General features: G+C 73.9%; 24 protein-coding genes. 13 read left to right on the top strand and 11 right to left on the bottom strand.

What is annotated here, in order from left to right:
* Positions 1-66: 66 nt before the first annotated feature.
* From IE308_RS02900 to lanKC, 3 genes are all read right to left on the bottom strand, one after another.
* On the bottom strand, positions 67-1,800 hold the full coding sequence (locus IE308_RS02900; protein ID WP_190216445.1) for an ABC transporter transmembrane domain-containing protein: 1,734 nt from the start codon (positions 1,798-1,800) through the stop codon (positions 67-69).
* A gap of 101 nt (positions 1,801-1,901) precedes the next feature.
* Positions 1,902-2,018 carry a SapB/AmfS family lanthipeptide gene (locus tag IE308_RS02895; protein WP_028798592.1) on the bottom strand — a complete coding sequence of 39 codons (117 nt, stop codon included), beginning with the start codon at positions 2,016-2,018 and terminating at the stop codon, positions 1,902-1,904.
* Between the two features lie 82 nt (positions 2,019-2,100).
* Positions 2,101-4,683, bottom strand: coding sequence for a class III lanthionine synthetase LanKC (lanKC, locus tag IE308_RS02890; RefSeq protein ID WP_190216444.1), 2,583 nt, complete (start codon positions 4,681-4,683; stop codon positions 2,101-2,103).
* A 195-nt stretch (positions 4,684-4,878) separates the two neighbouring features.
* Between lanKC and IE308_RS02885 the strand changes: the two genes are divergently transcribed.
* From IE308_RS02885 to qcrB, 3 genes are all read left to right on the top strand, one after another.
* Positions 4,879-7,314 (top strand): SpoIIE family protein phosphatase, encoded by a 2,436-nt coding sequence (locus IE308_RS02885; RefSeq protein WP_190216443.1) that lies wholly within the window; start codon positions 4,879-4,881, stop codon positions 7,312-7,314.
* 66 nt (positions 7,315-7,380) lie between these two features.
* On the top strand, positions 7,381-7,800 hold the full coding sequence (locus IE308_RS02880; protein ID WP_190216442.1) for a CBS domain-containing protein: 420 nt from the start codon (positions 7,381-7,383) through the stop codon (positions 7,798-7,800).
* A 145-nt stretch (positions 7,801-7,945) separates the two neighbouring features.
* The gene (qcrB, locus tag IE308_RS02875; RefSeq protein WP_190216441.1) at positions 7,946-9,493 is read left to right on the top strand and encodes a cytochrome bc1 complex cytochrome b subunit; all 1,548 of its coding nucleotides are present in this window, start codon (positions 7,946-7,948) and stop codon (positions 9,491-9,493) included.
* Here qcrB and ctaF read toward each other — a convergent pair.
* Together ctaF and ctaD are read right to left on the bottom strand one after the other, a co-directional pair.
* Positions 9,411-9,812 (bottom strand): aa3-type cytochrome oxidase subunit IV, encoded by a 402-nt coding sequence (gene ctaF / locus IE308_RS02870; protein WP_190216440.1) that lies wholly within the window; start codon positions 9,810-9,812, stop codon positions 9,411-9,413. The genes qcrB and ctaF overlap by 83 nt on opposite strands.
* Positions 9,809-11,482 (bottom strand): aa3-type cytochrome oxidase subunit I, encoded by a 1,674-nt coding sequence (ctaD, locus tag IE308_RS02865; protein ID WP_190216439.1) that lies wholly within the window; start codon positions 11,480-11,482, stop codon positions 9,809-9,811. The genes ctaF and ctaD overlap by 4 nt, the downstream gene beginning before the upstream one ends.
* Positions 11,483-11,610: 128 nt before the next feature.
* Between ctaD and IE308_RS02860 the strand changes: the two genes are divergently transcribed.
* The 4 genes from IE308_RS02860 to IE308_RS02845 all read left to right on the top strand — a co-directional run bounded on the left by IE308_RS02860 (position 11,611) and on the right by IE308_RS02845 (position 13,777).
* Complete coding sequence (locus IE308_RS02860) at positions 11,611-11,973, top strand: DUF6479 family protein (RefSeq protein ID WP_190216438.1); 363 nt, start codon at positions 11,611-11,613, stop codon at positions 11,971-11,973.
* Positions 11,974-12,053: 80 nt separating this feature from the next.
* Positions 12,054-12,233 carry a hypothetical protein gene (locus tag IE308_RS02855; protein ID WP_110634644.1) on the top strand — a complete coding sequence of 60 codons (180 nt, stop codon included), beginning with the start codon at positions 12,054-12,056 and terminating at the stop codon, positions 12,231-12,233.
* 50 nt (positions 12,234-12,283) lie between these two features.
* On the top strand, positions 12,284-13,246 hold the full coding sequence (rfbB, locus tag IE308_RS02850; RefSeq protein WP_190216437.1) for a dTDP-glucose 4,6-dehydratase: 963 nt from the start codon (positions 12,284-12,286) through the stop codon (positions 13,244-13,246).
* 30 nt (positions 13,247-13,276) lie between these two features.
* Positions 13,277-13,777 (top strand): metallophosphoesterase family protein, encoded by a 501-nt coding sequence (locus IE308_RS02845; protein ID WP_110634650.1) that lies wholly within the window; start codon positions 13,277-13,279, stop codon positions 13,775-13,777.
* A gap of 165 nt (positions 13,778-13,942) precedes the next feature.
* Here IE308_RS02845 and IE308_RS02840 read toward each other — a convergent pair whose 3' ends face one another.
* A complete protein-coding gene (locus IE308_RS02840; RefSeq protein WP_190216436.1) occupies positions 13,943-15,067 on the bottom strand; it encodes an XdhC family protein in 1,125 nt (374 codons plus the stop codon).
* 60 nt (positions 15,068-15,127) lie between these two features.
* Positions 15,128-16,375 (bottom strand): YncE family protein, encoded by a 1,248-nt coding sequence (locus tag IE308_RS02835; RefSeq protein WP_190216435.1) that lies wholly within the window; start codon positions 16,373-16,375, stop codon positions 15,128-15,130.
* A gap of 176 nt (positions 16,376-16,551) precedes the next feature.
* Here IE308_RS02835 and IE308_RS02830 point away from each other — a divergent pair, with 176 nt between their 5' ends.
* A complete protein-coding gene (locus tag IE308_RS02830) occupies positions 16,552-17,229 on the top strand; it encodes a TetR/AcrR family transcriptional regulator (protein ID WP_190216434.1) in 678 nt (225 codons plus the stop codon).
* Here IE308_RS02830 and IE308_RS02825 read toward each other — a convergent pair.
* From IE308_RS02825 to IE308_RS02815, 3 genes are all read right to left on the bottom strand, one after another.
* Positions 17,213-18,904: an immunity 49 family protein gene (locus tag IE308_RS02825; RefSeq protein WP_229908677.1), complete on the bottom strand. Its 1,692-nt coding sequence runs from the start codon at positions 18,902-18,904 to the stop codon at positions 17,213-17,215. The two genes, IE308_RS02830 and IE308_RS02825, sit on opposite strands and share 17 nt — an antisense overlap.
* A gap of 20 nt (positions 18,905-18,924) precedes the next feature.
* The gene (locus IE308_RS02820; protein WP_190217339.1) at positions 18,925-20,154 is read right to left on the bottom strand and encodes a glycosyltransferase; all 1,230 of its coding nucleotides are present in this window, start codon (positions 20,152-20,154) and stop codon (positions 18,925-18,927) included.
* A 195-nt stretch (positions 20,155-20,349) separates the two neighbouring features.
* A complete protein-coding gene (locus tag IE308_RS02815) occupies positions 20,350-20,715 on the bottom strand; it encodes a nuclear transport factor 2 family protein (RefSeq protein WP_110634661.1) in 366 nt (121 codons plus the stop codon).
* A 181-nt stretch (positions 20,716-20,896) separates the two neighbouring features.
* Here IE308_RS02815 and IE308_RS02810 point away from each other — a divergent pair, with 181 nt between their 5' ends.
* From IE308_RS02810 to IE308_RS02790, 5 genes are all read left to right on the top strand, one after another.
* Positions 20,897-21,199, top strand: a complete 303-nt coding sequence (locus IE308_RS02810; protein WP_190216433.1) for a hypothetical protein — start codon at positions 20,897-20,899, stop codon at positions 21,197-21,199.
* Positions 21,200-21,342: 143 nt separating this feature from the next.
* The gene (locus tag IE308_RS02805; RefSeq protein ID WP_190216432.1) at positions 21,343-22,428 is read left to right on the top strand and encodes an S-(hydroxymethyl)mycothiol dehydrogenase; all 1,086 of its coding nucleotides are present in this window, start codon (positions 21,343-21,345) and stop codon (positions 22,426-22,428) included.
* Positions 22,428-23,057, top strand: coding sequence for an MBL fold metallo-hydrolase (locus tag IE308_RS02800; RefSeq protein ID WP_190216431.1), 630 nt, complete (start codon positions 22,428-22,430; stop codon positions 23,055-23,057). Before IE308_RS02805 ends, IE308_RS02800 begins: the two co-directional genes overlap by 1 nt.
* Before the next feature lie 63 nt (positions 23,058-23,120).
* Positions 23,121-23,537, top strand: a complete 417-nt coding sequence (locus IE308_RS02795; RefSeq protein ID WP_190216430.1) for a DUF4180 domain-containing protein — start codon at positions 23,121-23,123, stop codon at positions 23,535-23,537.
* A 123-nt stretch (positions 23,538-23,660) separates the two neighbouring features.
* The gene (locus IE308_RS02790; protein ID WP_190216429.1) at positions 23,661-24,575 is read left to right on the top strand and encodes an SDR family oxidoreductase; all 915 of its coding nucleotides are present in this window, start codon (positions 23,661-23,663) and stop codon (positions 24,573-24,575) included.
* 27 nt (positions 24,576-24,602) lie between these two features.
* On the opposite strand, the gene IE308_RS02785 is transcribed toward IE308_RS02790, so the two are convergent.
* A complete protein-coding gene (locus tag IE308_RS02785) occupies positions 24,603-25,190 on the bottom strand; it encodes a hypothetical protein (protein ID WP_229908676.1) in 588 nt (195 codons plus the stop codon).
* Between the last annotated feature and the right edge of the window lie 30 nt (positions 25,191-25,220).

Below are 25,220 nucleotides of genomic sequence, written 5' to 3'. Positions count from 1 at the left end.
CCCGCCACCGCCGGCGCAGGAAGGTCAGGCCGCGCCGGTAGGGTCCGGACCTCGCGCGGTCCCGCTTCACGTGTCGCTCTCCTCTCCCGTCGGCACGCCGAACACCGCCCGGTACCCGGCCTCCCGCCACAGCGCGGCGTGCCGGCCCACCGCACGCACCCGGCCGTCGTCCAGCCAGACCACCGCGTCGGCGCGGGCGGCCGTGGCGGCGCGGTGGGCGACGACGAGACGGGTGCCGCGCGCGCCGGGGGCCAGCAGCGCCTGGGTGATGCGGTGTTCGGTGACGGTGTCGAGGCTGGAGAGGGCGTCGTCCAGCACGAGCAGCCGCGCCCGCCGGGCGAAGGCCCGCGCCAGTCCCAGGCGTTGCGACTCGCCGCCGGAGCGCGGGGCGTCGGCGCAGACGGTGGCGTAGCCGTCCGGCAGGCGGCGGACGAAGTCGTCGGCGTGGGCCGTGCGGGCCGCCTCCCGGACCAGGGCGGGGGAGGGGCCGGGCAGGCCGAGCCCGATCGCGTCCCCGACGGTGTCCCCCAGCAGCACCGGCCGGTCGAAGGCGCAGGCGACGGCGGCGCGCAGCTCCCGCCGGCTCAGCTCGGGCAGCGGCACGCCGTCCAGCAGGATCTCCCCGTCGTCCGGGTCGGCGAGCCGCGCGGCGAGCGCCGCCAGCAGCGACTTGCCGGTGCCCGAGCGGCCGACGACGGCGAGGGTGGTGCCGCCCGGCACGACGAGGTCGACGCCGGTGAGGACGGTACGGTCGCCGCGCAGTGCCGTCACCCGGCGGAACTCCAGCCGCCCCGGCCCGCCGGCCGGCAGCCGCCGCTCGCCGTGGTCCGGGGCCGGCACGGTGTGCAGCTCGCCGAGCCGCTGGGCCGCCGTCCGGGAGCGGGCCAGGCCGGAGAGCTGTCCGACGAGCACGCCCACGCCGGTGGCGAGGACGGCGTACCGGGAGGCGGCGAGGACGTCTCCGGCGGACAGCCGGTGCCGGGCCAGCAGCAGCCCCGCCACGGCGATCACGCCGAGCTGGAGCAGGGGCGCCACGGCGACCGCCTGCGCGGCCGCCCGCCCCTGCACCCGCCACATCTCCCGCCCGGCCCTGGACAGTTCGGGCAGCGGACGCAGAATCCGGGCGGTCTCCTTCGCCTCAAGGCCCGCCGCGCGCAGGGTGCGCCGGCCCGCGACCGCCTCCGCGAGCGCCCCGGCGATCCGGCCCTGCACCCGCTGGTAGTCGGCCACGCAGGCGGAGACGTCCCGGGCCAGGGCCCGCAGCAGCAGGGCCAGCAGCGGCGCCCCGGCCAGGAACACCACCGCCAGCCAGGGATCGATCAGCGCCAGCGCCACGACGCCCCCGACCGGGCCCGCGAGCGCGGCCAGCAGCGCGGCCCGGGCGGCCGGTGCCGCGCCGGCCTGGGCGGCGTTGCCGACGAGCCGCGCGACCAGGTCGCCGGAGCCGAAGCGGTCCCCGGTGCGGGGTCCCGCTGCCAGCACCTGGGCGAGCGTGCGGCGGCGCAGCCATGCGGTGGCGCGGGCGTCGACGGTGCCGTGCAGCACGGTCTCGGCCGTACCGAGCGCGGCGACGAGCAGGACGAGCGCCGCGCAGCACAGCACCCAGCGGGTCGCCGGCGCCTGCGCGAGCAGCAGGTCCAGGGCCCGGCCCAGCGCCGCGGGCAGCAGCAGCTCGGCGCCGGTCGCGGTGGCCGTCACCAGACACAGCGCGGCGCACCGGGCGGCGCTGTGCCGTCCCGCCGAGCGCAGCAGCGCCCGGCTCTCACGGGTGAGCGGATCGTCCTGCCACCGTGGTCGCATGCCGTGGACTCCCGGAGGGTGCGGAGAAAGGGTGAGGGCCCCGGACGGCCCCGCCCCGTGAGGGGAGGCGGCCGTCCGGGGCCTCGTTCGCGCGGTGTCCGTCAGAGACAGAGCAGAACGCTGGCCGCGCTGATGCACGACAGCAGGCTGACCGTGCTGGCGCCGCCGCCGCCGGTGTGCTCGTCGGACTCCATGGTCTGCAGGTCGAGCAGTGCCATTTCGTGTTCCTTCCTCTGGTGGGGACGGGGTGTCCCCGTGGGGACGGGTTGTGTCACGACGCCGCGGATCCGCGGTGCCGCGTCATGAGGGCCGCCTCGGGGGCGGCAGGAACGGCAGGTGCGCGGCGTCCGGGCCGTCGAGGGCCGCGGTGAGCGCCAGCAGGCAGCCGGCCGTTCCGGTGGCGAGGTCCATGGAAAGACGCATCATCTGGTGCCCGGGGAAGGCGAGTTGGCCCTGGTAGGCCATGGCGTACCAGCCGAGACCGGCGATCTGCCCGGACAGCCGGCCGTCCGGGTCCCCGGTGCGGTGCAGGTGCAGGATCAGCCCGGCGCGGCCCTGGAAGAGCCCGGGCTGCGCGTAGAAGCGGGCGGAGGCGGCGGTCAGGATGCCGGCGCGGGCCTCGGCCCAGCCTCCGTCCCGGTCGCCGGACAGGGCGAGGAAGTCGTCCAGCACCATTCCGACGCCGGCGCTGCCGTCGCCCAGGTACGGCAGGGTCCGCCAGCCCTCGTCGACCTCCAGCGAGCCGCCCGGCCGGACCACGCAGCGCTCCAGGTCCCGGCGCAGGGCGACGGCCGCGCCGTCCAGCAGCGTCCGGTCGCCGTTGCGTTCGTACTGCCGCAGCAGGAACAGCGCCGGCCCGCTCGCGCCGCGCAGCAGCCCGGCCCGGCGCTTGGGCGCGGCCGGCTCCGCGAGGCGCCCCAGCAGGATCCGCGCGGCCTCGTCGGCCCGCCGCCCGAGCGCGCTCTCGCCGGTCGTGTCCGCGAGGTGGGCGAGGACGAGGCCGAGCCCGGCGAGCCCGCCGTGCAGGTCCGAGGGCAGGTTCTGCCACCGCTCCGTCAGGATGCCCTCGACCAGGTCGAGGGCCCGCTGCCGGTGGCCGAGCAGGTCCAGGACGTGGGCGACGCCCGCGAGACCGTCGTACAGGCCGAGCGGGGTGCCCGGCGGGGCCGGGTCGGTGTGCGCCAGCAGCCAGCGCTCGCCCTCCTCGTAGCGGATGCCGTCCGCCGCGGCGAGCGCGTACAGCACCCCGGCCGCGCCGTGCGCGAGCCCGAGGCCGCCGCCGTCGGAGAACTGGGCGATGTCGCCGGGGAAGAGCCGGTCGTCGCGCTCCGGGGTGGCCGAGGCGAGGATCGCCTTGACCATCGAGTCACGGCTGTACGGCCAGTCCGCGGGGTCGACGAGCGGCGCGGCCCCCGGCCGTATGCCGGACGGCTCGTCCCCGGCCGAGCGGGTGATCTCGGCGACCGCCTCGGCGAGGAAGCCCTCCGGCAGGTCCGGGAACTGCCCGGCGATCACCTCCGCGAGGTGCGCCGCCTTCCCGCGGTCCACCACGAACAGCGTGGTCACCGGCAGGAACAGCGCGAGCCGCAGACAGGCCAGCGCGTAGCGGTCCACGTCGGTGCCCCGCCGGTCCGGCGGCGCGAAGAAGCCGGGGTGGGCGACGACCTGCCGGCCCCGCTCCTCGGCGGGCGCGGCGGCCTCGAAGTCCAGCAGCAACACCGACTCCTCGTCGGGGGCGACCATGATGTTGAACACGTGCAGGTCGTTGAAGACGATGCCGCGTGCGTGCACCTGCTCCACGGCCTGTTCGACCGCCCGGTGGATGCGCACCGCCCACCGCGTGTACGCGGCGACCTCGGCCGGGTCCGGATCGGGTGTGAGCAGGGGGTGCCGCTCGGCGAAGAACGCGTTCAGCGGCTTCCCCTCGACGAAGTCGGTCACCAGGAAGCGGTGGTCGCCGAGGGTGAACCAGTCCCGCACCTCCGGCACCACACCCGTGCCCGACAGCCGCTCCAGCGCCTGCCGCTCGCGCTCCAGGCGGGTCACCGCGTCGGCCCCGTCCGCTGCGAGCCCGGCGTGCGGGCGGCCCTCCTTGAGGACCACCTTCCGCCCGGTGCGCGTGTCGGTGCCCGCGTAGACCCCGCCGCCGTTGGAGAAGTGCAGCGCTTTGTCGATGCGGTACGGCAGCTCGCCCACGGTCGTGGTGTTGCGGGCCGCCAGATGCGGCTGGAGGAACTCCGGCAGCGTCACCCACTCCGGCACCTGGAAGGACGGCGTCCGCCGGTCCGGGACCAGCCGGCCCTCGCCGTCGCGGACCGCCGGCACCAGCGCGCCGCGCTCGTCGACGACGTAGGCGCGGGCGAACGCCCCGTAGCGCACGTGCAGCGGGCCGTCGCCCCAGCGCAGGTCGGTGAGGATGTACGGCCCCTCGAAGCCCGCCAGCAGCTCGCCCAGCTCGCGCAGCACGGTGTGCAGCTGCTCCTCGCCGTCCGGGTAGAGGGTGACGAACTTGCCGCTGGTGTCCCGCGTCGCGTACTTGGCGTTGCGCAGGTGCACCAGGTGCGCGGCCGGCACGAACTTGAACGGGATGCGGCGCGGCACGCAGTAGTCCCACACGATCGCCGCGATCCGCTCGGCGTTCGCCGGGGTGGCCGAGGAGTGCACCTTCCAGCCCTGCGCCGGGCCGGGCTGCGGGCGCCCGTCCGCGCCGAGCGGGGTCAGCGTCAGCCAGTCCCCGGTGCGCGCCGCCTCCCAGCCCTCGGGCACCGCCCGGCGCGCCGCCTCCAGCAGCGGCGCCGCCGCCTCGGCGGCCCCGGCCGTGCGGTCCGGCGTGTCGTAGAAGTGCCGGTCGGCGAGCGCGTACACCTCGTACCGCTTGTCCATGGATTCCCCTCCGTGGTCCGGGCACGACCTTTCCAGCGGAGGGCGGGGCGCCGACAGTCACGGCTGTCACCACATCGCCGTGCGGAACGCACGCGTCAACTCTTGTTCGGTTCCTTTCGATCACCCACCCCGCCGGACCTGCGCCGAACGGCCGCAGGGGCTGCGCGGGCGTCCCATTAGCGCTGTAATACGGAGGTGGTCAGTGAGGGAGCAGCGGGGCGCAGAACCGGAACGCCGCGCGTCGAAGCCGCTCTCCAGACGCTCATGGCCGATCCCGACTCACCCGAACGGGTGCATGGTGTCCTGGAGTGCGCGCTCGTCTTCGCCGGCGCCGGGGTGGCCGCCCTGTACGCCCCCGGCGACGACGCCGAACTGCTGTGCCTGGTCGACGCGGCCGGACTGCCCCGCACCCTGTACGGCCTGCGCGGGACCTACGCGCTGAACGGCGACTCCCCGGCCGCCCGCGCCCACCGCGAGGCCCGCGCGGTGTGGCTAGGCCCGCGCGAGCTGGCCGCCCGCGCCCCCTCCCGACGGACCCCGGCGAAGGAGTTCTCGCTGGCCGCGCTGCCCGTGCGGGGCGGCTGCCTGGTCGCGGTGAGCGAGCGCCCCGGCGGCTTCGACGCGGAGGCGCGCGCCAGTCTGGAACGCCTCGCCGACGCCGTCGCCGCCCCGGCCCCCGACGAGCCCGCCGCGCGCGGGGAGCTGCGCACCAACGCCTTCAGCCTCGCCATGGACAGCGGACGCATCGAGGTCGGCGACGACATCCTCCAGCTGTTCGGCCTGAGCCGGGAGCGGTTCGACGGCAAGGTGGAGACGCTGCTCGGCCTCACCGTCCCCGAGGACCTGCCGTCGCTGATGTCGGTCGTCGAGGCCGACCACATGTCCCTGGGCGACCGCGAGCTGGAGTTCCGGGTGCTCCAGCCGGCCGGCCCGCCCCGCTGGCTGCGGCTGCACGGCCGGCTGGTGCCCGGCGGCGAGGGCCGCCCCGCCCGCCTCGTCGGCACCGTCGCCGACGCCTCCACCCTGCGCTCCGACGTCACCGACGTCGCCCGCGTGCAGCGGCTGGCCGCCGCCCTGTCCACCGCCGGCACCGTCCGCGACGTCAGCCAGGCCGTCGTCTCCGCACTGCGCCGCCCGCTGCGCGCCGACCGCATCGCCCTCGCCGAGCTGGAGGGCGACCGCCTCGTCGTCACCGTCCTGGACCCGCCGGACCCCGAGGCCTGGCCCGAGCTGTGGCGGCGGGAGTGGCGCACCGAGTGGCCCGACGCGCCCGTGCGCACCATGCCCACCCTCGCCGCGGCGCTGCGCGAGGGCCGCGCCCGCATCTGGCCCGCCGGGACCGCCCTGGAGCCCGCCCTCGCCGACGTCGGCCCCGGCGGCCTCGCCGTGCTGCCGCTGCCCGCGGCCGGCCGGATGGCGGGCGCCTGCCTGATCGGCTGGGACACCCCGCACGACTTCGGCCCCGACGAGCGCGCCCTGCTCACCGCCTCCGCCGGCCTCGCCGGACAGGCCCTGATGCGCGCCCACGCCTTCGACGCCGAGCACGAGCTGGTCGGCATGCTCCAGCGCCAGCTCCTCCCGCGCCGCCTGCCGCAGCTGCCCGGCGCGGTCGCCGTCGCCCGCTACCTGCCCGCCACGGCCGGACTGGAGGTCGGCGGCGACTGGTACGACGTGATCCCGCTGCCCGACAACCGCGTCGCCCTCGTCATCGGCGATGTCCAGGGCCACAGCACCGCCGCCGCCACCCTCATGGGCCAGATGCGCACCGCGCTGCGCGCCTACGCCGCCGAGGGCCACCCGCCCGACGTGGTCGTCGCGCACGCCAACCGGCTCCTCGCCGACCTGGAGACCGACCTCTTCGCCACCTGCTGCTACGTCGAGGTGGACATGGAGTCCGGCTCCGCCTGGTCCGTGCGCGCCGGCCACCTGCCGCCGGTGCTGCGTCACCCGGACGGCCGTACGGAGATCGTCGAGACCGACGGCGGGCCGCCGCTGGGCGTGCTGCGGCAGGCCGAGTTCCCGCTCGGCCCGCTCGCCCTGCGCCCCGGCACCGTGGTCGCCCTCACCACCGACGGGCTGGTGGAGTCCGCCGACGCCGACATCGACCAGGGCCTCGCCCGCTTCGCCGGGGAACTCGGCGCCGCCGACCCCGCCGACCTCGGGCCGGTCGCCGACGCCCTCCTCGGCGGCGCCCGCCGCAGCGACGACATCGCCCTGCTGCTGATGCGCTACGACGGCATGGCCTCGCGCCCGCTGCGCGAGAGCTGGACGGTGTGGCGGGTGCCGCAGGCGGTCGGGCAGGCCCGTCGCTTCACCCGGCGCACCCTGCGCTCCTGGAACGTGCCCGAGCGGGACCGGGACGCCGTGCTGCTGGTGGTGTCCGAGCTGGTCACCAACGCGCTCGTGCACACCGACGGCCGCGTCCGCCTCGACCTCACCCTCGTCAACCACCGGCTGCGCGTCGCGGTCGCCGACGCCTCCCCGCGCAGCCCCGTCAAGCCCACCAGCATCGGCTGGGAGGCCACCGGGGGCCGCGGCATCCTCCTCGTCGAGGCCCTGTCGGACAGCTGGGGCACGGTGCCCGTCAGCGGCGGCAAGCAGGTGTGGAGCGAACTCGCGCTCGGCCGCTGACCGGGGTGACCGTCCGCCGCGGGGCGGGTACCCGGGTCCGCACAGACCGACGAGAGGAGATGCGCCATGACGCAGCACGTACGCGACATCATGACCGCCGACCCCGTCACCGTGGAGCCGCAGGCCTCGGTGACCCAGGTGGCGCGGATCATGCGCGACGAGGACCTCGGCGCGGTCCTGGTGACCGACGGCGACGACCTGCGCGGCCTGGTCACCGACCGTGACCTGGTGGTGCGCGCGCTCGCCGAGGGAGGCGACCCCGAGCAGACCACCGTCGCCGGCGCGTGCAGCGACGACCTGGTCACCGTCGGCCCGGACGACGAGCTGGACGTGGCGATCCGGCTGATGCGCGAGCACTCCGTCCGCCGTATCCCCGTCGTCGACCACGGCCACCCCGTCGGCATCGTCTCCCTCGGCGACGCCGCCATGGAACGCGACCCCGGCTCCGCCCTCGGCGACATCAGCGTCGCCCGGCCCAACACCTGACGAAGCGCCCGCCGCACCCGAACGGGTGCACTGTGCGGGCACCCGCGGGTGTTTCCCCCGCGCCGGCCCGGTCGCCGGGCCCCGCGCGGGGGAAGGGCACTGCACAGCGGTGCACCGGCGGGCCGGCACAGGGAGGTGGACGGGCGTGGCACGAGAGCGACCTCCGGAGGCGGCGTCCGGCGCGGCGGCGCGGCCGCGGAGAGGCGAGCGGCTCGCCGACGCCACCGACGCACGGCTCCCGGTCACCGAGGGCGGCGCGCTGCTGCGCAAGGCGTTCCCCGACCACTGGTCCTTCCTGCTCGGCGAGATCGCCCTGTACAGCCTGGTCGTGCTGCTGCTCACCGGGGTGTGGCTGACGTTCTTCTTCGACCCGGAGATGCGCGAGGTCGTCTACGCCGGCCGCTACGTCCCGCTGCGCGGCATCCGCATGTCCGCGGCCTACGAGTCCACCCTGCGCCTCAGCTTCGACGTGCGCGGCGGACTGCTGCTGCGGCAGGCGCACCACTGGGCGGCGCTGGTCTTCGCCGCCGCCATCGGCACCCACCTGCTGCGCGTCTTCTTCACCGGCGCCTTCCGCCGCCCCCGCGAACTCAACTGGGTCATCGGCGTGACCCTCTTCGCGCTCGCCCTCGCCGAGGGCTTCGCCGGCTACTCCCTCCCCGACGACCTGCTCTCCGGCACCGGCCTGCGCATCGCCCAGGGCATCATGCTGTCCCTGCCGGTCGTCGGCACCTACGTCGCCTTCTTCGTCTTCGGCGGCCAGTTCCCCGGCCTGGACTTCATCTCCCGCCTGTACGGCGTGCACATCCTGCTGCTGCCCGGCGCGATCCTCGCCCTGGTGACCGCGCACCTGATCCTGGTCTTCCACCTCAAGCACACCCAGTGGCGCGGCCCCGGCCGCACCGTCCGCAACGCCGTCGGCAAGCCCATGTTCCCCCAGTTCGCGGCCACTTCGGCCGGCCTCTTCTGCACCGTCTTCGGCGTGCTGGCCGCGCTCGGCGGCCTCGCCCAGGTCAACCCGGTCTGGGTGTACGGCCCCTACCGCCCCGACCAGGCCTCCACCGGCTCCCAGCCCGACTTCTACGTCGGCTTCCTGGAGGGCGCACTGCGCCTCGTACCGCCCTGGGAGACGAACCTCGCCGGGCACACGCTCATGTGGAACGTCCTGCTGCCCGCGGTCGTCCTGCCCGGCCTGCTCTTCCTCGTCCTGTACGGCTACCCCTTCGCCGAGCAGCGCCTGACGGGCGAGGGCGGGCGCGAGCACCACCTGTGCGACCGGCCCCGCGAACGACCCGTCCGCACGGCCCTCGGCGTCGCCGGGATCACCTTCTACGGCGTCCTGCTGCTGGCCGGCGCCAACGACGTCGTCGCCGCCACCTTCCGCATCTCCGTCGACGCCATGACCTGGACCCTGCGCATCGCCCTGGTGGTGGCGCCGGTCCTGGCGTTCCTGCTGACCCGGGGACTGTGCCACGCCCTTCTCGACACCGAGCAGGAGCGGCTGCGCGACGGCGTGGAGACCGGCGAGGTACGCCAGACCGTCGAGGGCGGCTACGAGGAGAGCCGGCGCCCGGTCACCGACGTCCGCCCCGGCGCGCCCCGCCCGCCGCTCACTCCGGCCGGCCCGAGTCCCGGTCGGCGTACTGGAACACCAGCCCCAGAACACCCCGGGCCAGCACCGCGGCACCGATGAGGAACAGCCACAGCCCGAAGACGACGCCGGTCGCGGCGAGCGCGAACCCGGCCGCCGTCACCACCGGCCAGCGGCTCTCCGGCGGGAAGAACTCCACCGGCCCCGCCGCCTCGGCGACCTCGGCGTCCCCCCGGTCCTGCGGGCGCACGCCCCGGCGCCGGTACTGCACCGCGCTGAAGAACGACACCACCGCCGCCATCAGGAACGCCACCACCAGCACCGCCGTCCCCGCGGGCTCGGCCGACCAGCCGCCGTAGAGCGCGGCGATCCCCGCGAAGAACAGCGCCACACCCCCGAACAGCAGCGACTCCGCCTTCACCGCTGCCCCGCCTCCCGCGCCCGGCGCGCCGGCCACGGATGGTGCAGATCGAACGCCGGCGACTCCGAGCGCACCCGCGGCAGCGCCAGGAAGTTGTGCCGCGGCGGCGGGCACGACGTCGCCCACTCCAGCGAACGGCCCCACCCCCACGGATCGTCCACGTCCACCGTGCGCGGCCGCCGCGACGTTCGCCACACGTTGTACAGGAACGGCAGCGTGGACACCCCCAGCAGAAACGCGCCCGCCGTCGAGAGGGTGTTGAGCAGCGTGAACCCGTCGGCGGGCAGATAGTCCGCGTACCGGCGCGGCATGCCCGCCTCGCCCAGCCAGTGCTGCACCAGGAACGTCAGCTGGAACCCCGGGAACAGCAGCCAGAAGTGCAGTTTGCCGAGCCATTCGTCGAGGTGCTTGCCGGTGAACTTCGGCCACCAGAAGTAGAACCCGGCGAACATCGCGAACACCACCGTCCCGAACAGCACGTAGTGCAGATGGGCGACGATGAAGTACGAGTCGGTGAGGTGGAAGTCCAGCGGCGGCGACGCGATCAGCACCCCGCTCAACCCGCCCAGCAGGAACGACACCATGAACCCCAGCGACCACAGCATCGGCGTCTCGAACGACAGCGACCCCCGGGTCATCGTGCCGACCCACGCGAAGAACTTGATGCCCGTCGGCACGGCGATCAGGAACGACATCAGCGAGAAGAACGGCAGCAGCACCGCACCCGTGGCGAACATGTGGTGCGCCCACACCACCGCCGACAGCATGGTGATCGTGATCGTCGCGCCGATCAGCGGCAGATACCCCCACAGCGGCTTGCGGGAGAACACCGGGATGATCTCCGAGACGATCCCGAAGAACGGCAGCGCCACGATGTACACCTCCGGATGCCCGAAGAACCAGAACAGGTGCTGCCACAGCAGCGCCCCGCCGTTCGCCGCGTCGAACACGTGCGCGCCGAACTTCCGGTCCGCCTCCAGCGCCAGCAGCGCCGCCGTCAGCACCGGGAACGCGGGCAGCACCAGGATCGAGGTGAACAGCACGTTCCAGGTGAACAGCGGCATCCGGAACATGGTCATGCCGGGGGCCCGCAGACACATGATGGTCGCGATGAAGTTGACCGCGGTCAGCGTCGTCGACACCCCGCTCACCACCAGCCCCATCGCCCACAGGTCGGCGCCCGCGCCCGGCGTGTGGTACGCGCTGTTCAGCGGCGCGTAGGCGAACCAGCCGAACGACGCCGCCCCGCCCGGCACCAGGAAACCCGACACCACGATCAGCCCGCCGAACAGGTACATCCAGTACGACAAGGCGTTGAGCCGGGGGAACGCCACGTCGGGAGCGCCGATCTGCAGCGGCATCACGGCGTTGGCGAACCCGGCGAACATCGGCGTCGCGAACAGCAGCATCATGATGGTGCCGTGCACGGTGACGAACTGGTTGTAGCCGTCCCTGTTCAGCAACTGCAGCCCCGGCCGGGCGAGTTCGGCCCGCATGGCGAGGGCCAGCAGACCGGCCAGGAGGAAGAAGCAGAAGGACGTCACCATGTACAGCCGGCCGATCACCTTGTGATCGGTGGTGGACGTCCATTCCAGCAGCGCCGCTGCCGCCGAGCGCCGGCCGCCGGTGTGCCCCGGTTCTTCCGTGCCGCGTGCCGAGAGTTGTGTCATCGTCCTCCTCCCCGGACCGCGGCGACGCTACCGCCGCGGGCCCGGCCGGTGCCCGCGCCACGCAGGGCGCCGCGGCCCGGGTGCGTCCCACGGCGTATCCGCGGCCGCCGCCCGGGTACTCGCACTCCATGAACAGCACCCTGTACCTCGCCGCTTCCGCCGGCACGGCGTTCGGCGTCGTCGCCGTCCTCGTCGCCGGAGTCCTCATCACCGCCGGTCTGATCTGGGCCGTCCGGCTCGGCATCGGCGTACGGCGGCGTGAACACCGCCCGCCCCGGCCCGAGGAGCAGCCGCGCCTGCCCGACTCCGGCCCGGTCCGCGAGAGTCATGAGATGCGCGCCCCGCACGAGATGCCCCGCACCGACGGCGAACGGCTCACCCCGCACGAACTGCGCCCCACCGGCGGCGCACCCAGCGGGGACCAGGAGCGCGGCCGGTGGAGCGAAGGCTCCAGCGGCTCCTTCGGCAGCGGTGGCTCCGGGGGCGCCTGAGACCCGCCGGGCCCGGTTTGGGCCGGAAGGCCGCGGGGACTCGGCGGACAAGCACGATGCAAGAAGGAAGATGATCCGCCGTGACCCCGCAGGCCAAGGAGAAGTCCCCGATACGCCGGCCCGAGACAGGCTGGGCCAGGGCCCGCAGGCTGCGCCGCGAGCACGCGCTGCGCACCTGGATGCCCGCGGTGGAGGAGCCCGGCGGGCCGCCCGCGCTCCAGAGCGGCGGTGACGCCCACATCGTGCGGGGCGAGGACTGACCCACCGCCTCGGCCGTCCGGCGGGGGTGCCGACGTAGGCTCTGATCATCATGAACCTGCTCGTCACCGGAGCCGCCGGATTCATCGGCTCGGCCTACGTCCGCACCCTCCTCGCCCGCCCCGAGCCCCCGCACATCACGGTGCTGGACAAGCTCACCTACGCGGGCACCCCGGACAACCTCCCGCAGGACCACCCGCGGCTGCGGTTCGTCCGGGGCGACATCTGCGACGCCGGCCTGGTGGACCGGCTGATGGCCGAGGCGGACCAGGTCGTGCACTTCGCCGCCGAGTCCCACGTCGACCGCTCCATCGAGGGCGCCGGCGACTTCGTCCGCACCAACGTGCTGGGCACCCAGACCCTGCTGGACGCGGCGCTGCGGCACGGCACGGGACCCTTCGTGCACGTCTCCACCGACGAGGTCTACGGCTCCGTACCCTCCGGTTCGTGCACCGAGGAGGCGCCCCTGCGGCCCACCTCTCCGTACGCCGCCTCCAAGGCCTCCTCCGACCTGCTGGCGCTGGCCTGCCACCGCACCCACGGCCTGGACGTGCGCGTCACCCGCTGCTCCAACAACTACGGGCCGCGCCAGTTCCCCGAGAAGGTCGTGCCGCTGTTCGTCACCCACCTCCTGGAGGGCCGCCCCGTGCCGCTCTACGGCGACGGCCGCAACGTCCGCGACTGGCTGCACGTCGACGACCACTGCCACGGCGTCGAGCTGGTCCGCACCCAGGGCCGCCCCGGCGAGATCTACAACCTCGGCGGCGGCACCGAGCTGAGCAACCGGGAACTGACCTCGCTGCTGCTCGACGCGCTCGGCTGCGGCTGGGACATGGTGGAGCACGTCACCGACCGCAAGGCCCACGACCTGCGGTACTCCGTCGACTGGAGCAAGGCCCGCCGCGAGCTGGGCTACCGGCCGCGCCGGGACCTCGCCTCCGGCCTCGCCGAGACCGTCGCCTGGTACCGGGAGCACCGCGACTGGTGGGAGCCGCTGAAGGCACGCCTCGGCTGAGCCCGCCACCGCGCGACCTACGCTGGGCCTGTGCGCCTGCTTCTGACCACCGACACCCACCTCCCCAAGCGCGCCCGGCAACTCCCCGCCCCGCTGCTGGCGGAACTGCCGCGCGCCGACGTCGTCTTCCACGCGGGGGACTGGGTCGACACCGCCACCCTCGACCTGTTCGAGGAGCACAGCCGACGGCTCATCGGGGTGTACGGCAACAACGACGGCCCGGAGCTGCGCGCCCGGCTCCCCGAGGTGGCGTACGCCGACCTGGGCGGCCTGCGCTTCGGCGCCGTGCACGAGACCGGCCCCGCCCAGGGGCGCGAGGCCCGCTGCGCCGCCCGCTTCCCCGACCTGGACGTGCTGGTCTTCGGGCACAGCCACATCCCGTGGGACACCACCGCACCCGGCGGCCTGCGGCTGCTGAACCCCGGCTCTCCGACGGACCGGCGCCGCCAGCCGTACTGCACCTACATGACGGCCACGGTCGCCGACGGCCGGCTCACCGACGTGGAACTGCACCGGCTGCCGCCGCGCTGAACCAGAGGAGGGAGACAGCGCAAAGGCCGGGCCGCTTCATCGCTCGGCGAAGCGGCCCGGGCGCTGCGAGTGCGCGCTGTCACGGACCTCCTTCCCCAGGTCGAAGGGGTGCTGAGTGCATGCATGCCTCATCCGTTGAGCGGCGACTACCCCACCGCGCCCGCTTCACACCTCCGATTTCGCACGCCCGTCGGGCCCCGGATGGATCGCCCCGGCCGTCGCCGTCAGCGGGGCGCCCGAGCCGCCCCAGCGCAGGGCGACGATCTCCGCGGCGACCGACACCGCGACCTCCTCGGGCGTCCGGGCGCCCAGGTCCAGCCCCACCGGCGAGCGCAGCCGGCCCAGCTCCGCGGCCGTCAGCCCGTCCGCGACCAGCCGCCTGGTGCGCTCCTCGTGCGTACGGCGGCTGCCCATCGCCCCGATGTACGCGGCCGGCCGGCGCAGCGCCTCCGCGAGCAGCGGCACGTCGAACTTCGGATCATGGGTGAGGACGCAGACCACCGTGCGCGCGTCGGTGCCCGTGGCCCGCAGATAGCGGTGCGGCCACTCCACGACCACCTCCACCCCCGGCGGGAACCGCTTCGGCGTGGCGAAGACCGGGCGGGCGTCGCACACGGTGACCCGGTAGCCGAGGAAGTCACCGATCCGCGCGACGGCCGCCGCGTAGTCGATCGCGCCGAACACCAGCATCCGCGGCGGCGGCGCGAAGGAGTGCAGGAACACCGACACCGCGTCCTCGCGCCGCTGGCCGTGCGGCCCGTAGTGCCGCAGCTCCGTGACACCGAGGGCCAGCTCACCGCGCGCGTCGGCGGTCACGGCCGCGTCCAGCCCCTCGGCGCCCAGCGTGCCGCGCACCCGGTCGGGCCAGACGGCGAGCGTCGCCCCGCGCGGCGCCGGGCCGTCGGTCACCGTGGCCACCGTGACCGGATCGTCCGCGGCGACCGACTCCGCGACCGCGCCGAACGCCGCGTCCGTCCCGGGCGTCACCGGCCGCACCAGCACCGTGATCTCGCCGCCGCAGGTCAGGCCCACCGCGAACGCGTCGTCGTCGCTGTAGCCGTACGTCGCCAGCCGGGCCTCGCCGCCCGCCATCACCTCCCGGGCCAGCTCGAACACCGCGCCCTCCACACAGCCCCCGGACACGCTGCCCACGACCTCGTCGTCCGGCCCGACGGCCAGCGCGGCGCCGGGGTCCCGAGGGGCGCTGCGGCTGCGCGCGACGACCGTGGCCAGCCCGAACGGCACCCCTGCGGCGTACCACTCGCGGAGCACCGGGAGAATCTCACGCATACCGCGCTCCTCTCGTCACCCCGCCGGGTACCCGCGCCGGTGCGGGTGGGAATCCCCGGGTCAGGCCACGGGACCCGTCCAGCCGTCGGCCACATGGCCCAGCCGGACCCGCTGCGGATGGTCGCCCACAGGCACCGACAGCCGCTTCTGCCCGGTGGCGAAGTCGATCGCCGTGACCTGGTCGGCGCCGCTCTCGGAGATCACGCAGTCCTTGCCGTCGCCGCTCACCGTGGCCCAGTACGGCTTGGACGCGCCGACGAGCGGTCCCTCCTGGAGGGTGGCGCGGTCGACGACCGTGGCGTAGTCGTCCATGGTGCCCGCGACGCACAGCTTGCTGCCGTCCGGCCGCATCGACAGGCCGTGGTGGCGGGAGTCGTTGACGAACGTGGTGCGGTCGTCGCTGGTCGCGGGGTTCTTCGGCAGCGTCTTGGTCCGGGTGATCCGGTCGGTGGCGAGGTCGTACTCGAAGAAGCCGTTGAAGAACGACACCTGGAAGTACAGCTTCGACTCGTCCGGTGAGAACACCGCGGGCCGCACCGCGTCCGAGTAGTCCTTCAGCCCGATCGCGTCCAGCCGCTGCCGCATGTCGATGACCTTCACCTGCTGGAACGTGGTGGCGTCGACGACGGTGATGCGCCGGTCGCCCTTCGTCCAGTCCAGCCACGGGGCGTCGGTGGCGGTGTTCACGTCACCGATCGACATGTTGTACAGGTACCTGCCGTCCCTGGTGAAGATGTTCTCGTGCGGCTTGTCACCGGTGGCGAACCGCCCCACCTCCTTGCCGCTGACGATGTCCAGCACGTGCACGGTGTCGGCGGTCGACGCGGACACCGCGACCCGGGTGCCGTCGGGGGAGACCGCCATGTGGTCGGCGCGGTAACCGGCCACCTTGAACCGCCAGTTGACCCGGCCGGTGGCGAGATCGATGGACACGACGTCCGCGAAGCTCGGCCGGGAGACGACGACCGAGGAGCCGTCCGGGGTGGAGTACATGTCGTCGACGAACTGGTCGTGTCCCTCGCCGACGCTGTTGCGGATGGCCATGAAGTAGATCCACTTGATGGGATCGGCGTTGATCTCCGCCATCCGTTCGGCCTTGTCCGGCACGACATCGATCCGGCCGATCCTCGCGTAGTCGCCGGAGGACTTGATGACGTCGGCGGTGCCGTCCCAGTTGTTGCCGACGAACAGCACCTCGCGCAGGCCGGCGGTCGAGGGCGCCGCGCTCGCGGCGGCGGCCGGGGTGGTGACGGTCAGGACGAGGGCGGCGGCCACGGAGCAAAGGTGCCTGGTTCTGGATGCAGGCATGACGGCTCTCTCCTCAGCGGTAGGGGAGCGTGCGTGCGGGCGGACGCGCGGAATCTGAACACGCGCGCTTTCACAGTGAACTTACTGAAAAGTAAGGAGGGGGCGGCCTACTCGACAAGACCGCGTACACGACAAAATCGAAGCCGTCCCGGACCGCGAGCGGGGGTGAGACGGACATGACGGGCAGGCTCAGGGCACCGACCGGCCGCTACGGCGGCAGATCCGCCGAGGAACGCAAGGCGGAACGGCGCGACCGCTTCCTCGCCGCCGCGCTGCAGCTGTTCGGCGCCGCACCCGGCTACCGCGCGACCACGATCGCCGCGCTGAGTGAGGCCGCGGGCCTGTCGACCCGCCAGTTCTACGAGGAGTTCCGCACCCTGGAGGACGTCCTCGCCGCCCTCCACCTCCAGGTCAACGACAGCTCCGAACAGGCGGTCCTCGCGGCGTTCGAAGCCGCCCGCGACCTGCCCCTCACCGAGCGCGTCACGGCGTTCTTCCGCGCCTACGCCGACAGCGTCACCGCCGACCCGCGCCGCATCCGCATCACCTTCGTGGAGATCGTCGGCGTCAGCGCCCGCCTGGAGGAGCAGCGCCTGGCCCGCCGCGCCCGCTGGGTCGACCTCATCTGTGCCGAGGCCCGGGCGGCCGCGGCCCGCGGGGAGGCCGCGGACCGCGACTACCGCCTTGCGGCGACGGCGTTCATCGGCAGCGTCAACGGCCTGCTGCACGACTGGAGCGCCGGCTGGGTCGACGCGACGCTCGACGAGGTCGTCGACGAACTGGTCCGCCAGCTCCTCGGCATCCTCCGCACCCCGGGCCGGCCCCTGACCGCCCGCGTCAGGGCCGTGGAATGACCTCGATCCGCCCGCCGTCCAGCAGGTACTTCGGCAGATACGGCAGCTCGTCCGCGACCGGGAACTCGTACCCCCGGGCGAGGACCGCCATGGCCAGCGGGCCGAGCGCCACCCGGGCGCGCGGCGCCGGCGCGTCGCCCCAGTAGACGCGGTGCTCGTCCAGGGTGCCGGACAGCGCCTTGGCGAAGGCGTCGTGGTCACCGGCGAGAATGCGGTGGAAGAGGGCGACCGGCTGGTACTCGATCCGGTTCACGAAGTCGTCCGGCCCATGGGTCAGGGCGTCCGGCATGGACGCCTCCATGGTGGCGAGCAGCTTCTGCACGATGTCGTCCATGGGCTGCCGGGTGAAGTAGGCCCGCAGGGTCTCCGCCCAGTGCAGCAGGTAGGAGTCGACCGAGTCGTCCTCCCGCAGCCGTTCCATCGGCACCCCGCACAGCCGCTCGACCCGCTCCCACTCCCGGCACACGATCGCCACGTACACGGCGTCGAGCCAGCCCCGCACGTCCGCGGGCGGCACGGCGCCCTCCCCGGTCACCTCCACCGCCAGGTCTTCCCCCATGACGCACTTCTGCGGCTGCCCGCCGGCGAACAGCAGAGTGCCCAGCTGCACGGCGAGCGCCCAGGGGTCCCAGGTGTCCACGTGCGCGGCGCGCGGGTCGTCGGCGCAGCGGGCGTGGGCGAGCGTGACGGCACCGGCGAAGACGTCGGCCAGCCCCGAGGGATCCCCGGCGAGCCGCGCCAGCCCCTCCCGCAGACGCTGCCCGAGCGCGGCGAGGTCCGGGGCGGCGGCGGTGTCCCGGGTGAGGATGCGCCCGGCGGGGGCGAGCCGGACCAGGCTCTTCATCCGCCGGAGCAGCTCGGGGGGCGGCTGCACGGAGAAGGACCGGGTGGCGTCGTCGATGACGGTGAGCGAGGTGAGCCGCCCGTGATGCCACCAGTAGAGCCGCGGCGACAAGGCGCCCGCCCCGTCCTGGTAGGCGCCCAGCGCATAAGCGGCAAGGCTGTTGACGGCATCGACCACGGACCCGTCGCCGACCGGATGGAACACCAGGTTGTGCCGCGTCGGCACGACCACGAGGGCCCCGCCGTCCGGCAGCGGCTCACCGGTGGCCTGCCGCGCCGCCTGCGCGAGGAACAGCGCCTGACTCGCGACGAACGGAGAGTCGCCGTACAGCGAGTGCAGGACGGCACCCCCCTCGACGGGGATCTCCTCGTGCCGCACCGCCACCCGCATCAGATTGGCCCGGGCGGCCTGGTCCAGCTCCTCCGCGCCCACCCGCTCGACGTCCTGGTCGGTGAGGATGCGCACGCTGGTGTCCCCGTCGAGGGCATAGGCGAGGACGAGCCCGTCGGCCACCCGCCGCGCGTACCGCATCGCTCCCGCGAGCTGAGGCGATACCGACTCCTCGGCGAGCAGCCGGGCGTGCACCCCCCGCAGCAACTCCTCGGCACTCTCCCCGCCCTGACTGGCCTCCCGCAGCCGAGCGAAGTGCTCCCCGACCACTTCGGGCCACCGCTCCTGCGGCACCTGCCGGCACAGGTGCGCCAGATTGTGCAGGGAGTACTGATGCCCGTCCTGGAGGTAGGGCGCCACGAGCCGCCGCAGCAGATCCCCCTCCGCGGGGCTGAGCATGGGCAGCTCGGGATCGGAACCGTTCACCTGATCGCGTGTCACGCCCCAGACGCTACAGGTGCCTAACTCCCCACCCGCCCAAGGGCTTCCCTTACCGGGGACACACCGTCCTCCGCACGAATACGGGCGCCCAGAGCACGGGCGCGCTCACGGAATCCGGCGTCGCCGGTGACGCGGGCGAGAGCGGCGGCGAGGGCATCGACGCCGAGCCGGCGCAACGGAAGCACCTGCGGGGCGACGCCCAGCCGTACGAGACGGGCCGCCCAGAAAGCCTCGTCGAACTGCACCGGGACCGGCACCGCGGGCACCCCCGCCCGCAGCCCCGCCGCCGTGGTCCCGGCACCACAGTGGTGGACGACCGCGGCCATCCTCGGAAAGAGCAGCGAGTGCGGCACCTCCCCGACGGTCAGCATGTCGTCCCCGTCGGCCTCCAGCCCACCCCACCCGCGCTGAACGACTCCACGCAGCCCCGCCCGCCGCAACGCCCGCACGATCCCGGCACTCAGCCGCCGAGGATCGGGCACGGTGGCACTACCGAGCCCGACGAAAACGGGCGCGGGCCCCCGCTCCAGGAACTCCCGCACAGGACCGGGCAGTTCCGCCTCTCCCTCATAAGGCCACCAGTACCCGGTGACGTCGAGTCCCGGCCGCCAGTCGTGCGGCCGGGGCACCACCAGCGGGCTGAACCCGTGCAGCACCGGCCACCCCTGCCGCTCGCGGGCCCGCAGCGCGGCGGCGGAACCCAGGGCCGGCAGCCCCAGCCGCTCGCGGACGCCGGGCACGGTGGCGGCGAAGACATGCTCGACGGCGAGATTGACGCCGTACCCGGCGATGCGGTTGGCGGCCCCGCCCCAGGACCCGGTGGCCAGCACAGGCGGCGCGAACTCCCGGGTCGGGGCGAGGGGTTGCAGATACACCCCCAGGCTCGGCAGCCGCAGCCCCTCGGCGATGGCATGCCCCAACGGCCCGACGGCCCCGCCCAGCAGCAGTACGTCGCTGTCCTTGGCGGCTCCCAGCAGCCCTTCCGTCATCCGCCCCGCGAGGGACCGCGCCAGCGCGATCACCCGCACGAGCTTTCCCACGCCCGTCGTACTGCGGTGCAGGCCGCGTCCGCGCGCGGACTCCAGCTCGGCGCGCGGATCGACGGGCAGCGGCCGGAAGCCCAGTCCGGCCCTCGCCGCCAGCGGCGCGAAACATTCATGGGTGACCAGGGTGACCTCGTGCCCGCCCCGCGCCAGCCCGTGCCCCAGCCCCGTGTAGGGGGCCACGTCCCCCCTCGACCCCGCCGTCATGATCGCCACACGCACGTCGTTCAGTATGTCCCCGCGGGGCCCTGGCAGGGGGGCGCCAGGCCGAGGGGCACCCGGCGTGGGTTCGGGCCGGGGGTGGGTGGCGCAGCCAAGTCGGCTGACGCCCGCGCAGGGAGGCGCGGGGAACTGCGCGAGCAACCACCCGCACACCCGCACCCGGCTCACAACCGTTCGTCGCTACTCGTCCCACGCCTCGATCATGATCTGCTCGGAAATCTTCCCGTCCCGCAGCGTGATCATCGACTCGGACAGGACCCGCGTCCCGTCCGGATACTCACAGGACTCGCAGTACGCCGCGTGATCCCCCTGGACCACGCACTCCTCCAGCTTGTGCGTCATGTCGCGGCTGTACACGTCCTGGAGCATCGCGGCGATCCCGTCCCGCCCCCGCACCTCGTGGGGGTGGCTGGGCTGGCTGTTGCGGTTCACGACACGCAGCGTCGCGTCGTCCGCGTAGAGCGACAGGAGTGTCTCCGCGGTCTGTCCTTCGATGCCTCGGCGCAAGGTCTCGGTGTCGAAGGCGGCGGATGCGGTGGTGCCCATGGTGACCTCCTTCGAAGGCCGCCGCCCGTACCGGGCACGGACGGCGCCGGCCTCATCCTTCGAGCGTCCTCCGCCCCGCCGGGCTCGGCAAGCGCAGCCGGCAAGGCGTTCCACTGCGCCTCACGAGTGACCCGGACGGCGTACCCGTGTCCGCCTGCGCCCGCGCACCGTTGCTGAAAGCATGATCTCCACTCGACGCATCGTCGCCGCCGCCTGCCTCGCCGCCGGAGTCGTCGGCCTCGCCGCCCCCGCGGCGAGCGCGGCCGACGCGGGCGCCAAGGGCGCCGGCCTGCCGAACCCCGTCCACCTGCTCGACTCCCTCGCCGCCGGCGACATCCCCGAGCAGCAGAGGGAGCAGCTCCCGACGGTCTCCCAGCAGCTCAGGGCACTGAACCAGGTGCGCGAGCTGAACCGCCTCAACGAGCTGCACCAGGTCACCGACCTTGCGGCCCCGGTCCGCGGACTGCTCCCCTCGCTGCGTTAGCCGCTCGGCGCCCCCCTTGCCGAGGAGCCGCCCCACAGGGGGCGGCTCTTCTCGTGTGCGACCCCCGCCGCACACCCCCCGCCACCACCGCGTCGCATAAGGTCACCCCGGGACGGAAGCCACCGCGAAGGAAGGACCAGCCCATGGCGCAGGAAGTACGCGGCGTGATCGCACCGGGCAAGGACGAGCCGGTGCGGATCGAGACGATCGTCGTGCCCGACCCGGGCCCCGGTGAGGCCGTGGTGCGCATCCAGGCGTGCGGGGTCTGCCATACCGACCTGCACTACAAGCAGAGCGGCATCACCGACGAGTTCCCCTTCCTCCTCGGCCACGAGGCGGCAGGCGTCGTCGAGCAGGTCGGCCCCGGCGTCACCGACGTCGTGCCTGGCGACTTCGTCATCCTCAACTGGCGTGCCGTCTGCGGCCGTTGCCGGGCGTGCCTGCGCGGCCGGCCCTGGTACTGCTTCGACACCCACAACGCGCGCCAGAAGATGACCCTCACCGACGGCACCGAACTCGCCCCCGCCCTCGGCATCGGCGCGTTCGCGGAGAAGACCCTGGTCGCGGCCGGCCAGTGCACGAAGGTCGACCCGGCGGTCTCCCCACAGGTCGCCGGCCTGCTGGGCTGCGGGGTGATGGCGGGCATCGGCGCCGCCCTCAACACCGGCGGCGTCACCCGCGGCGACTCGGTCGCCGTCATCGGCTGCGGCGGCGTCGGCGACGCGGCGATCGCCGGGGCGCACCTGGCCGGCGCGGCGAAGATCATCGCCGTGGACATCGACGACCGGAAACTGGAGACCGCCCGCGGCATGGGCGCCACCCACACCGTCAACTCCCGCACCACCGACCCGATCGAGGCGATCCGTGAGCTGACCGGCGGCTTCGGCGCCGACGTCGTGATCGAGGCGGTCGGCCGCCCGGAGACGTACACCCAGGCGTTCTACGCCCGTGACCTGGCCGGCACCGTCGTCCTGGTCGGCGTGCCCACCCCGGAGATGAAGCTGGAACTTCCCCTCCTGGACGTGTTCGGCCGCGGCGGCGCCCTGAAGTCCTCCTGGTACGGCGACTGCCTGCCCTCCCGGGACTTCCCCATGCTGATCGACCTGCATCTGCAGGGCCGCCTGGCCCTGGACAAGTTCGTCACGGAGACGATCCGGCTGGACGAGGTGGAGAAGGCGTTCGAGCGGATGCACCACGGCGACGTCCTGCGCTCGGTGGTGGTGCTCTGATGACCGCCCGCATCGAACGCCTCGTCACCGCCGGTCAGTTCACCCTCGACGGCGGCACCTGGGACGTGGAGAACAACGTGTGGATCGTCGGCGACGACCACGAGGTCATCGTCATCGACGCCGCCCACGACGCCGACGCCATCGCCGCGGCCGTCGGCGACCGGCGCCTGACCGCGATCGTGTGCACCCACGCCCACAACGACCACATCGACGCCGCGCCCGCCCTCGCCGACGCGACCGGCGCGGTGATCTGGCTGCACCCGGACGACCTGCCGCTGTGGAAGCGGACCCACCCCGACCGCGACCCCGACGCCCATCTCCTGGACGGGCAGGTCATCGAGGGCGCCGGCGTCGACCTCACCGTCCTGCACACCCCCGGGCACGCCCCGGGCGCGGTCTGCCTGTACGACCCGGGCCTCGGCGTCGTCTTCACCGGCGACACCCTCTTCCAGGGCGGCCCCGGCGCCACCGGGCGCTCGTACTCGCACTTCCCGACGATCATTGACTCGATCCGCGACCGGCTGCTCACCCTGCCGCCGGAGACGAAGGTGCTGACCGGCCACGGCGACTCCACCACCGTCGGGGCCGAGGCCCCGCACCTTCAGGAGTGGATCGCCCGCGGGCGCTGAGCCGTGGGCGGCCGCCCGGAAAACCCGCGCGGCCGCCCACGCACCGCCCTTACGATCACCGCCATGACCACCGACACCCCGGACACTCCTGACACCCCGGACACTCCCAACACCCTCCACACCTTCCGCGCCGCGCACAACGGCGTCCGCGTTCTGCGCTGCGCGCCCGACGGCCCGCCCCTGGACGGGGAGCAGGCCGCGCTCGACCTGATCGGCGACGCCTTCGGGCAGGAGGCGGAGCTGGTCGTGGTGCCCGTGGAGCGGGTCGGCGCGGAGTTCTTCCGGCTGCGGTCGGGGGTCGCGGGCGCGGTCGTGCAGAAGTTCGCCACCTACCGGCTCCGCCTCGCCGTCGTCGGCGACATCTCCGGACACGTCGCCGACAGCACGGCCCTGCGCGATTTCGTCCACGAGTCCAACCAGGGCGACCAGCTGTGGTTCGTGGCAGACGAAGAGGAACTGGGAGTACGGCTGACAGGATGACCTGCCCGTAAAAGGCGACAGAAGATGTCCGGCTTCCCCGGCACCCTCGGACACGACACCGACGCACGACAGCGACGCGCGACACCGACGCGCGTCACCACGCACGACAACGGGAGGCCGGACATGACACATCCGCTCAAGGGCAAGGTCGCACTGGTGGCCGGGGCGACCCGCGGGGCGGGGCGGGGCATCGCCGTGGAGCTGGGCGCGGCCGGCGCCACCGTCTACGTCACCGGCCGCACCACCCGCGCCCGGCGCTCCGAGTACGACCGGCCCGAGACCATCGAGGACACCGCCGACCTGGTCACCGAGGCCGGCGGCGACGGCATCGCCGTACCGGCCGACCATCTGGACCCCGCGCAGGTCCGGGCCGTCGTGGAGCGTATCGCCGCCGAGCGGGGCCGCCTCGACGTCCTCGTCAACGACATCTGGGGCGGCGAGCACCTCTTCGAGTGGGACACCCCGCTCTGGGAGCACGACCTCGACAACGGGCTGCGACTGCTGCGGCTCGCCGTCGAGACCCACGCGATCACCAGCCACCACGCGCTGCCGCTGCTGCTGCGCCACCCCGGCGGCCTGGTGGTGGAGATGACCGACGGCACCGCGGAGTACAACCGCGACCGGTACCGCAACTCCTTCTTCTACGACCTCGCCAAGACCTCCGTCCTGCGCATGGCCTTCGCCCTCGGCCATGAACTCGGCCCGCGCGGCGCGACCGCGGTCGCCCTCACGCCCGGCTGGATGCGCTCGGAGCTGATGCTCGACCACTTCGGGGTCGGCGAGGACAACTGGCGTGACGCCCTGGACCGGGTCCCGCACTTCGCCATCTCGGAGACCCCGCGCTATGTGGGACGTGCCGTCGCCGCCCTCGCCGCCGATCCGGACGTGGCCCGCTTCAACGGGCAGTCGCTCTCCAGCGGAGGCCTCGCCCGGGAGTACGGCTTCACCGACGTCGACGGCAGCCGCCCGGACGCCTGGCGCTACCTCGTCGAGGTCCAGGACGCGGGCAAGCCCGCCGACACCACCGGCTACCGCTGACCGTACCCGGCGACCGCGCCCGATCTCCTACCCGTGCCCGGTCGACGGCCCGGCGGCCCCGGACGACGACCCCACCGCCTGCCCCGCCACCACATCCGGCAGCGCCCACCGCGCCCCGTGCCCCGGTGGCAGGGCCAAGTCCTCGCGTACGGCCGCGTAGTACGCCTCGCGGCCCGCGCGCTGCCGGTCCAGCAGCGCCTGCCAGGCGGCGGGGTCACGGGTGCCGTCCCGCAGGAACCGCTCCATCTCCAGCACCACGACCACCCACGCCCGGGCCTTCTCCACCACCTCACGGCTGCCCAGCATCAGCAGCGCCTCCCCAGACGGGTCCCGGGCCACGGTGGCCTCCGCCAGCAGGGGTTCGGCCTCGGCGAGCGACAACGGGTGCGGGTGCGGGTCGTTGCCGAGGTGGGAGGCGACGCGATAGGCCAGCGTCACCGACGCCTTCAGCGCCCGGGCCCAGTCGGAGTACACCGCGAGCCGCCGCTCCTCCCACCGGGCCGCCCGCTCGCGCCGGAAGCGGGCCCGGTCGCTGCGCACGATCGCCAGGTACGAGCCGAGCGCGCCGATCACGACGCCGAGGAGCGCGGGGAGCTGCTGTATGAACGACGACATGACCGCACGCTATCTGCCCAGGTGATCGTC

Origin of the sequence: Streptomyces griseosporeus (assembly GCF_014656055.1) — a bacterium.
GTDB lineage: Bacteria > Actinomycetota > Actinomycetes > Streptomycetales > Streptomycetaceae > Streptomyces > Streptomyces griseosporeus.
This window is presented reverse-complemented; position numbering and strand designations above follow the sequence as displayed.

Excerpts from the sequence above, each read along its gene's own strand:
- IE308_RS02900 (WP_190216445.1), bottom strand. The coding sequence starts at position 1,800 with ATGCGACCACGGTGGCAGGACGATCCGCTCACCCGTGAGAGCCGGGCG.
- IE308_RS02895 (WP_028798592.1), bottom strand. The coding sequence starts at position 2,018 with ATGGCACTGCTCGACCTGCAGACCATGGAGTCCGACGAGCACACCGGC.
- lanKC (WP_190216444.1), bottom strand. The coding sequence starts at position 4,683 with ATGGACAAGCGGTACGAGGTGTACGCGCTCGCCGACCGGCACTTCTAC.
- IE308_RS02880 (WP_190216442.1), top strand. The coding sequence starts at position 7,381 with ATGACGCAGCACGTACGCGACATCATGACCGCCGACCCCGTCACCGTG.
- ctaD (WP_190216439.1), bottom strand. The coding sequence starts at position 11,482 with ATGACACAACTCTCGGCACGCGGCACGGAAGAACCGGGGCACACCGGC.
- IE308_RS02860 (WP_190216438.1), top strand. The coding sequence starts at position 11,611 with ATGAACAGCACCCTGTACCTCGCCGCTTCCGCCGGCACGGCGTTCGGC.
- rfbB (WP_190216437.1), top strand. The coding sequence starts at position 12,284 with ATGAACCTGCTCGTCACCGGAGCCGCCGGATTCATCGGCTCGGCCTAC.
- IE308_RS02840 (WP_190216436.1), bottom strand. The coding sequence starts at position 15,067 with ATGCGTGAGATTCTCCCGGTGCTCCGCGAGTGGTACGCCGCAGGGGTG.
- IE308_RS02835 (WP_190216435.1), bottom strand. The coding sequence starts at position 16,375 with ATGCCTGCATCCAGAACCAGGCACCTTTGCTCCGTGGCCGCCGCCCTC.
- IE308_RS02830 (WP_190216434.1), top strand. The coding sequence starts at position 16,552 with ATGACGGGCAGGCTCAGGGCACCGACCGGCCGCTACGGCGGCAGATCC.
- IE308_RS02820 (WP_190217339.1), bottom strand. The coding sequence starts at position 20,154 with ATGACGGCGGGGTCGAGGGGGGACGTGGCCCCCTACACGGGGCTGGGG.
- IE308_RS02815 (WP_110634661.1), bottom strand. The coding sequence starts at position 20,715 with ATGGGCACCACCGCATCCGCCGCCTTCGACACCGAGACCTTGCGCCGA.
- IE308_RS02810 (WP_190216433.1), top strand. The coding sequence starts at position 20,897 with ATGATCTCCACTCGACGCATCGTCGCCGCCGCCTGCCTCGCCGCCGGA.
- IE308_RS02805 (WP_190216432.1), top strand. The coding sequence starts at position 21,343 with ATGGCGCAGGAAGTACGCGGCGTGATCGCACCGGGCAAGGACGAGCCG.
- IE308_RS02800 (WP_190216431.1), top strand. The coding sequence starts at position 22,428 with ATGACCGCCCGCATCGAACGCCTCGTCACCGCCGGTCAGTTCACCCTC.
- IE308_RS02795 (WP_190216430.1), top strand. The coding sequence starts at position 23,121 with ATGACCACCGACACCCCGGACACTCCTGACACCCCGGACACTCCCAAC.
- IE308_RS02790 (WP_190216429.1), top strand. The coding sequence starts at position 23,661 with ATGACACATCCGCTCAAGGGCAAGGTCGCACTGGTGGCCGGGGCGACC.
- IE308_RS02785 (WP_229908676.1), bottom strand. The coding sequence starts at position 25,190 with ATGTCGTCGTTCATACAGCAGCTCCCCGCGCTCCTCGGCGTCGTGATC.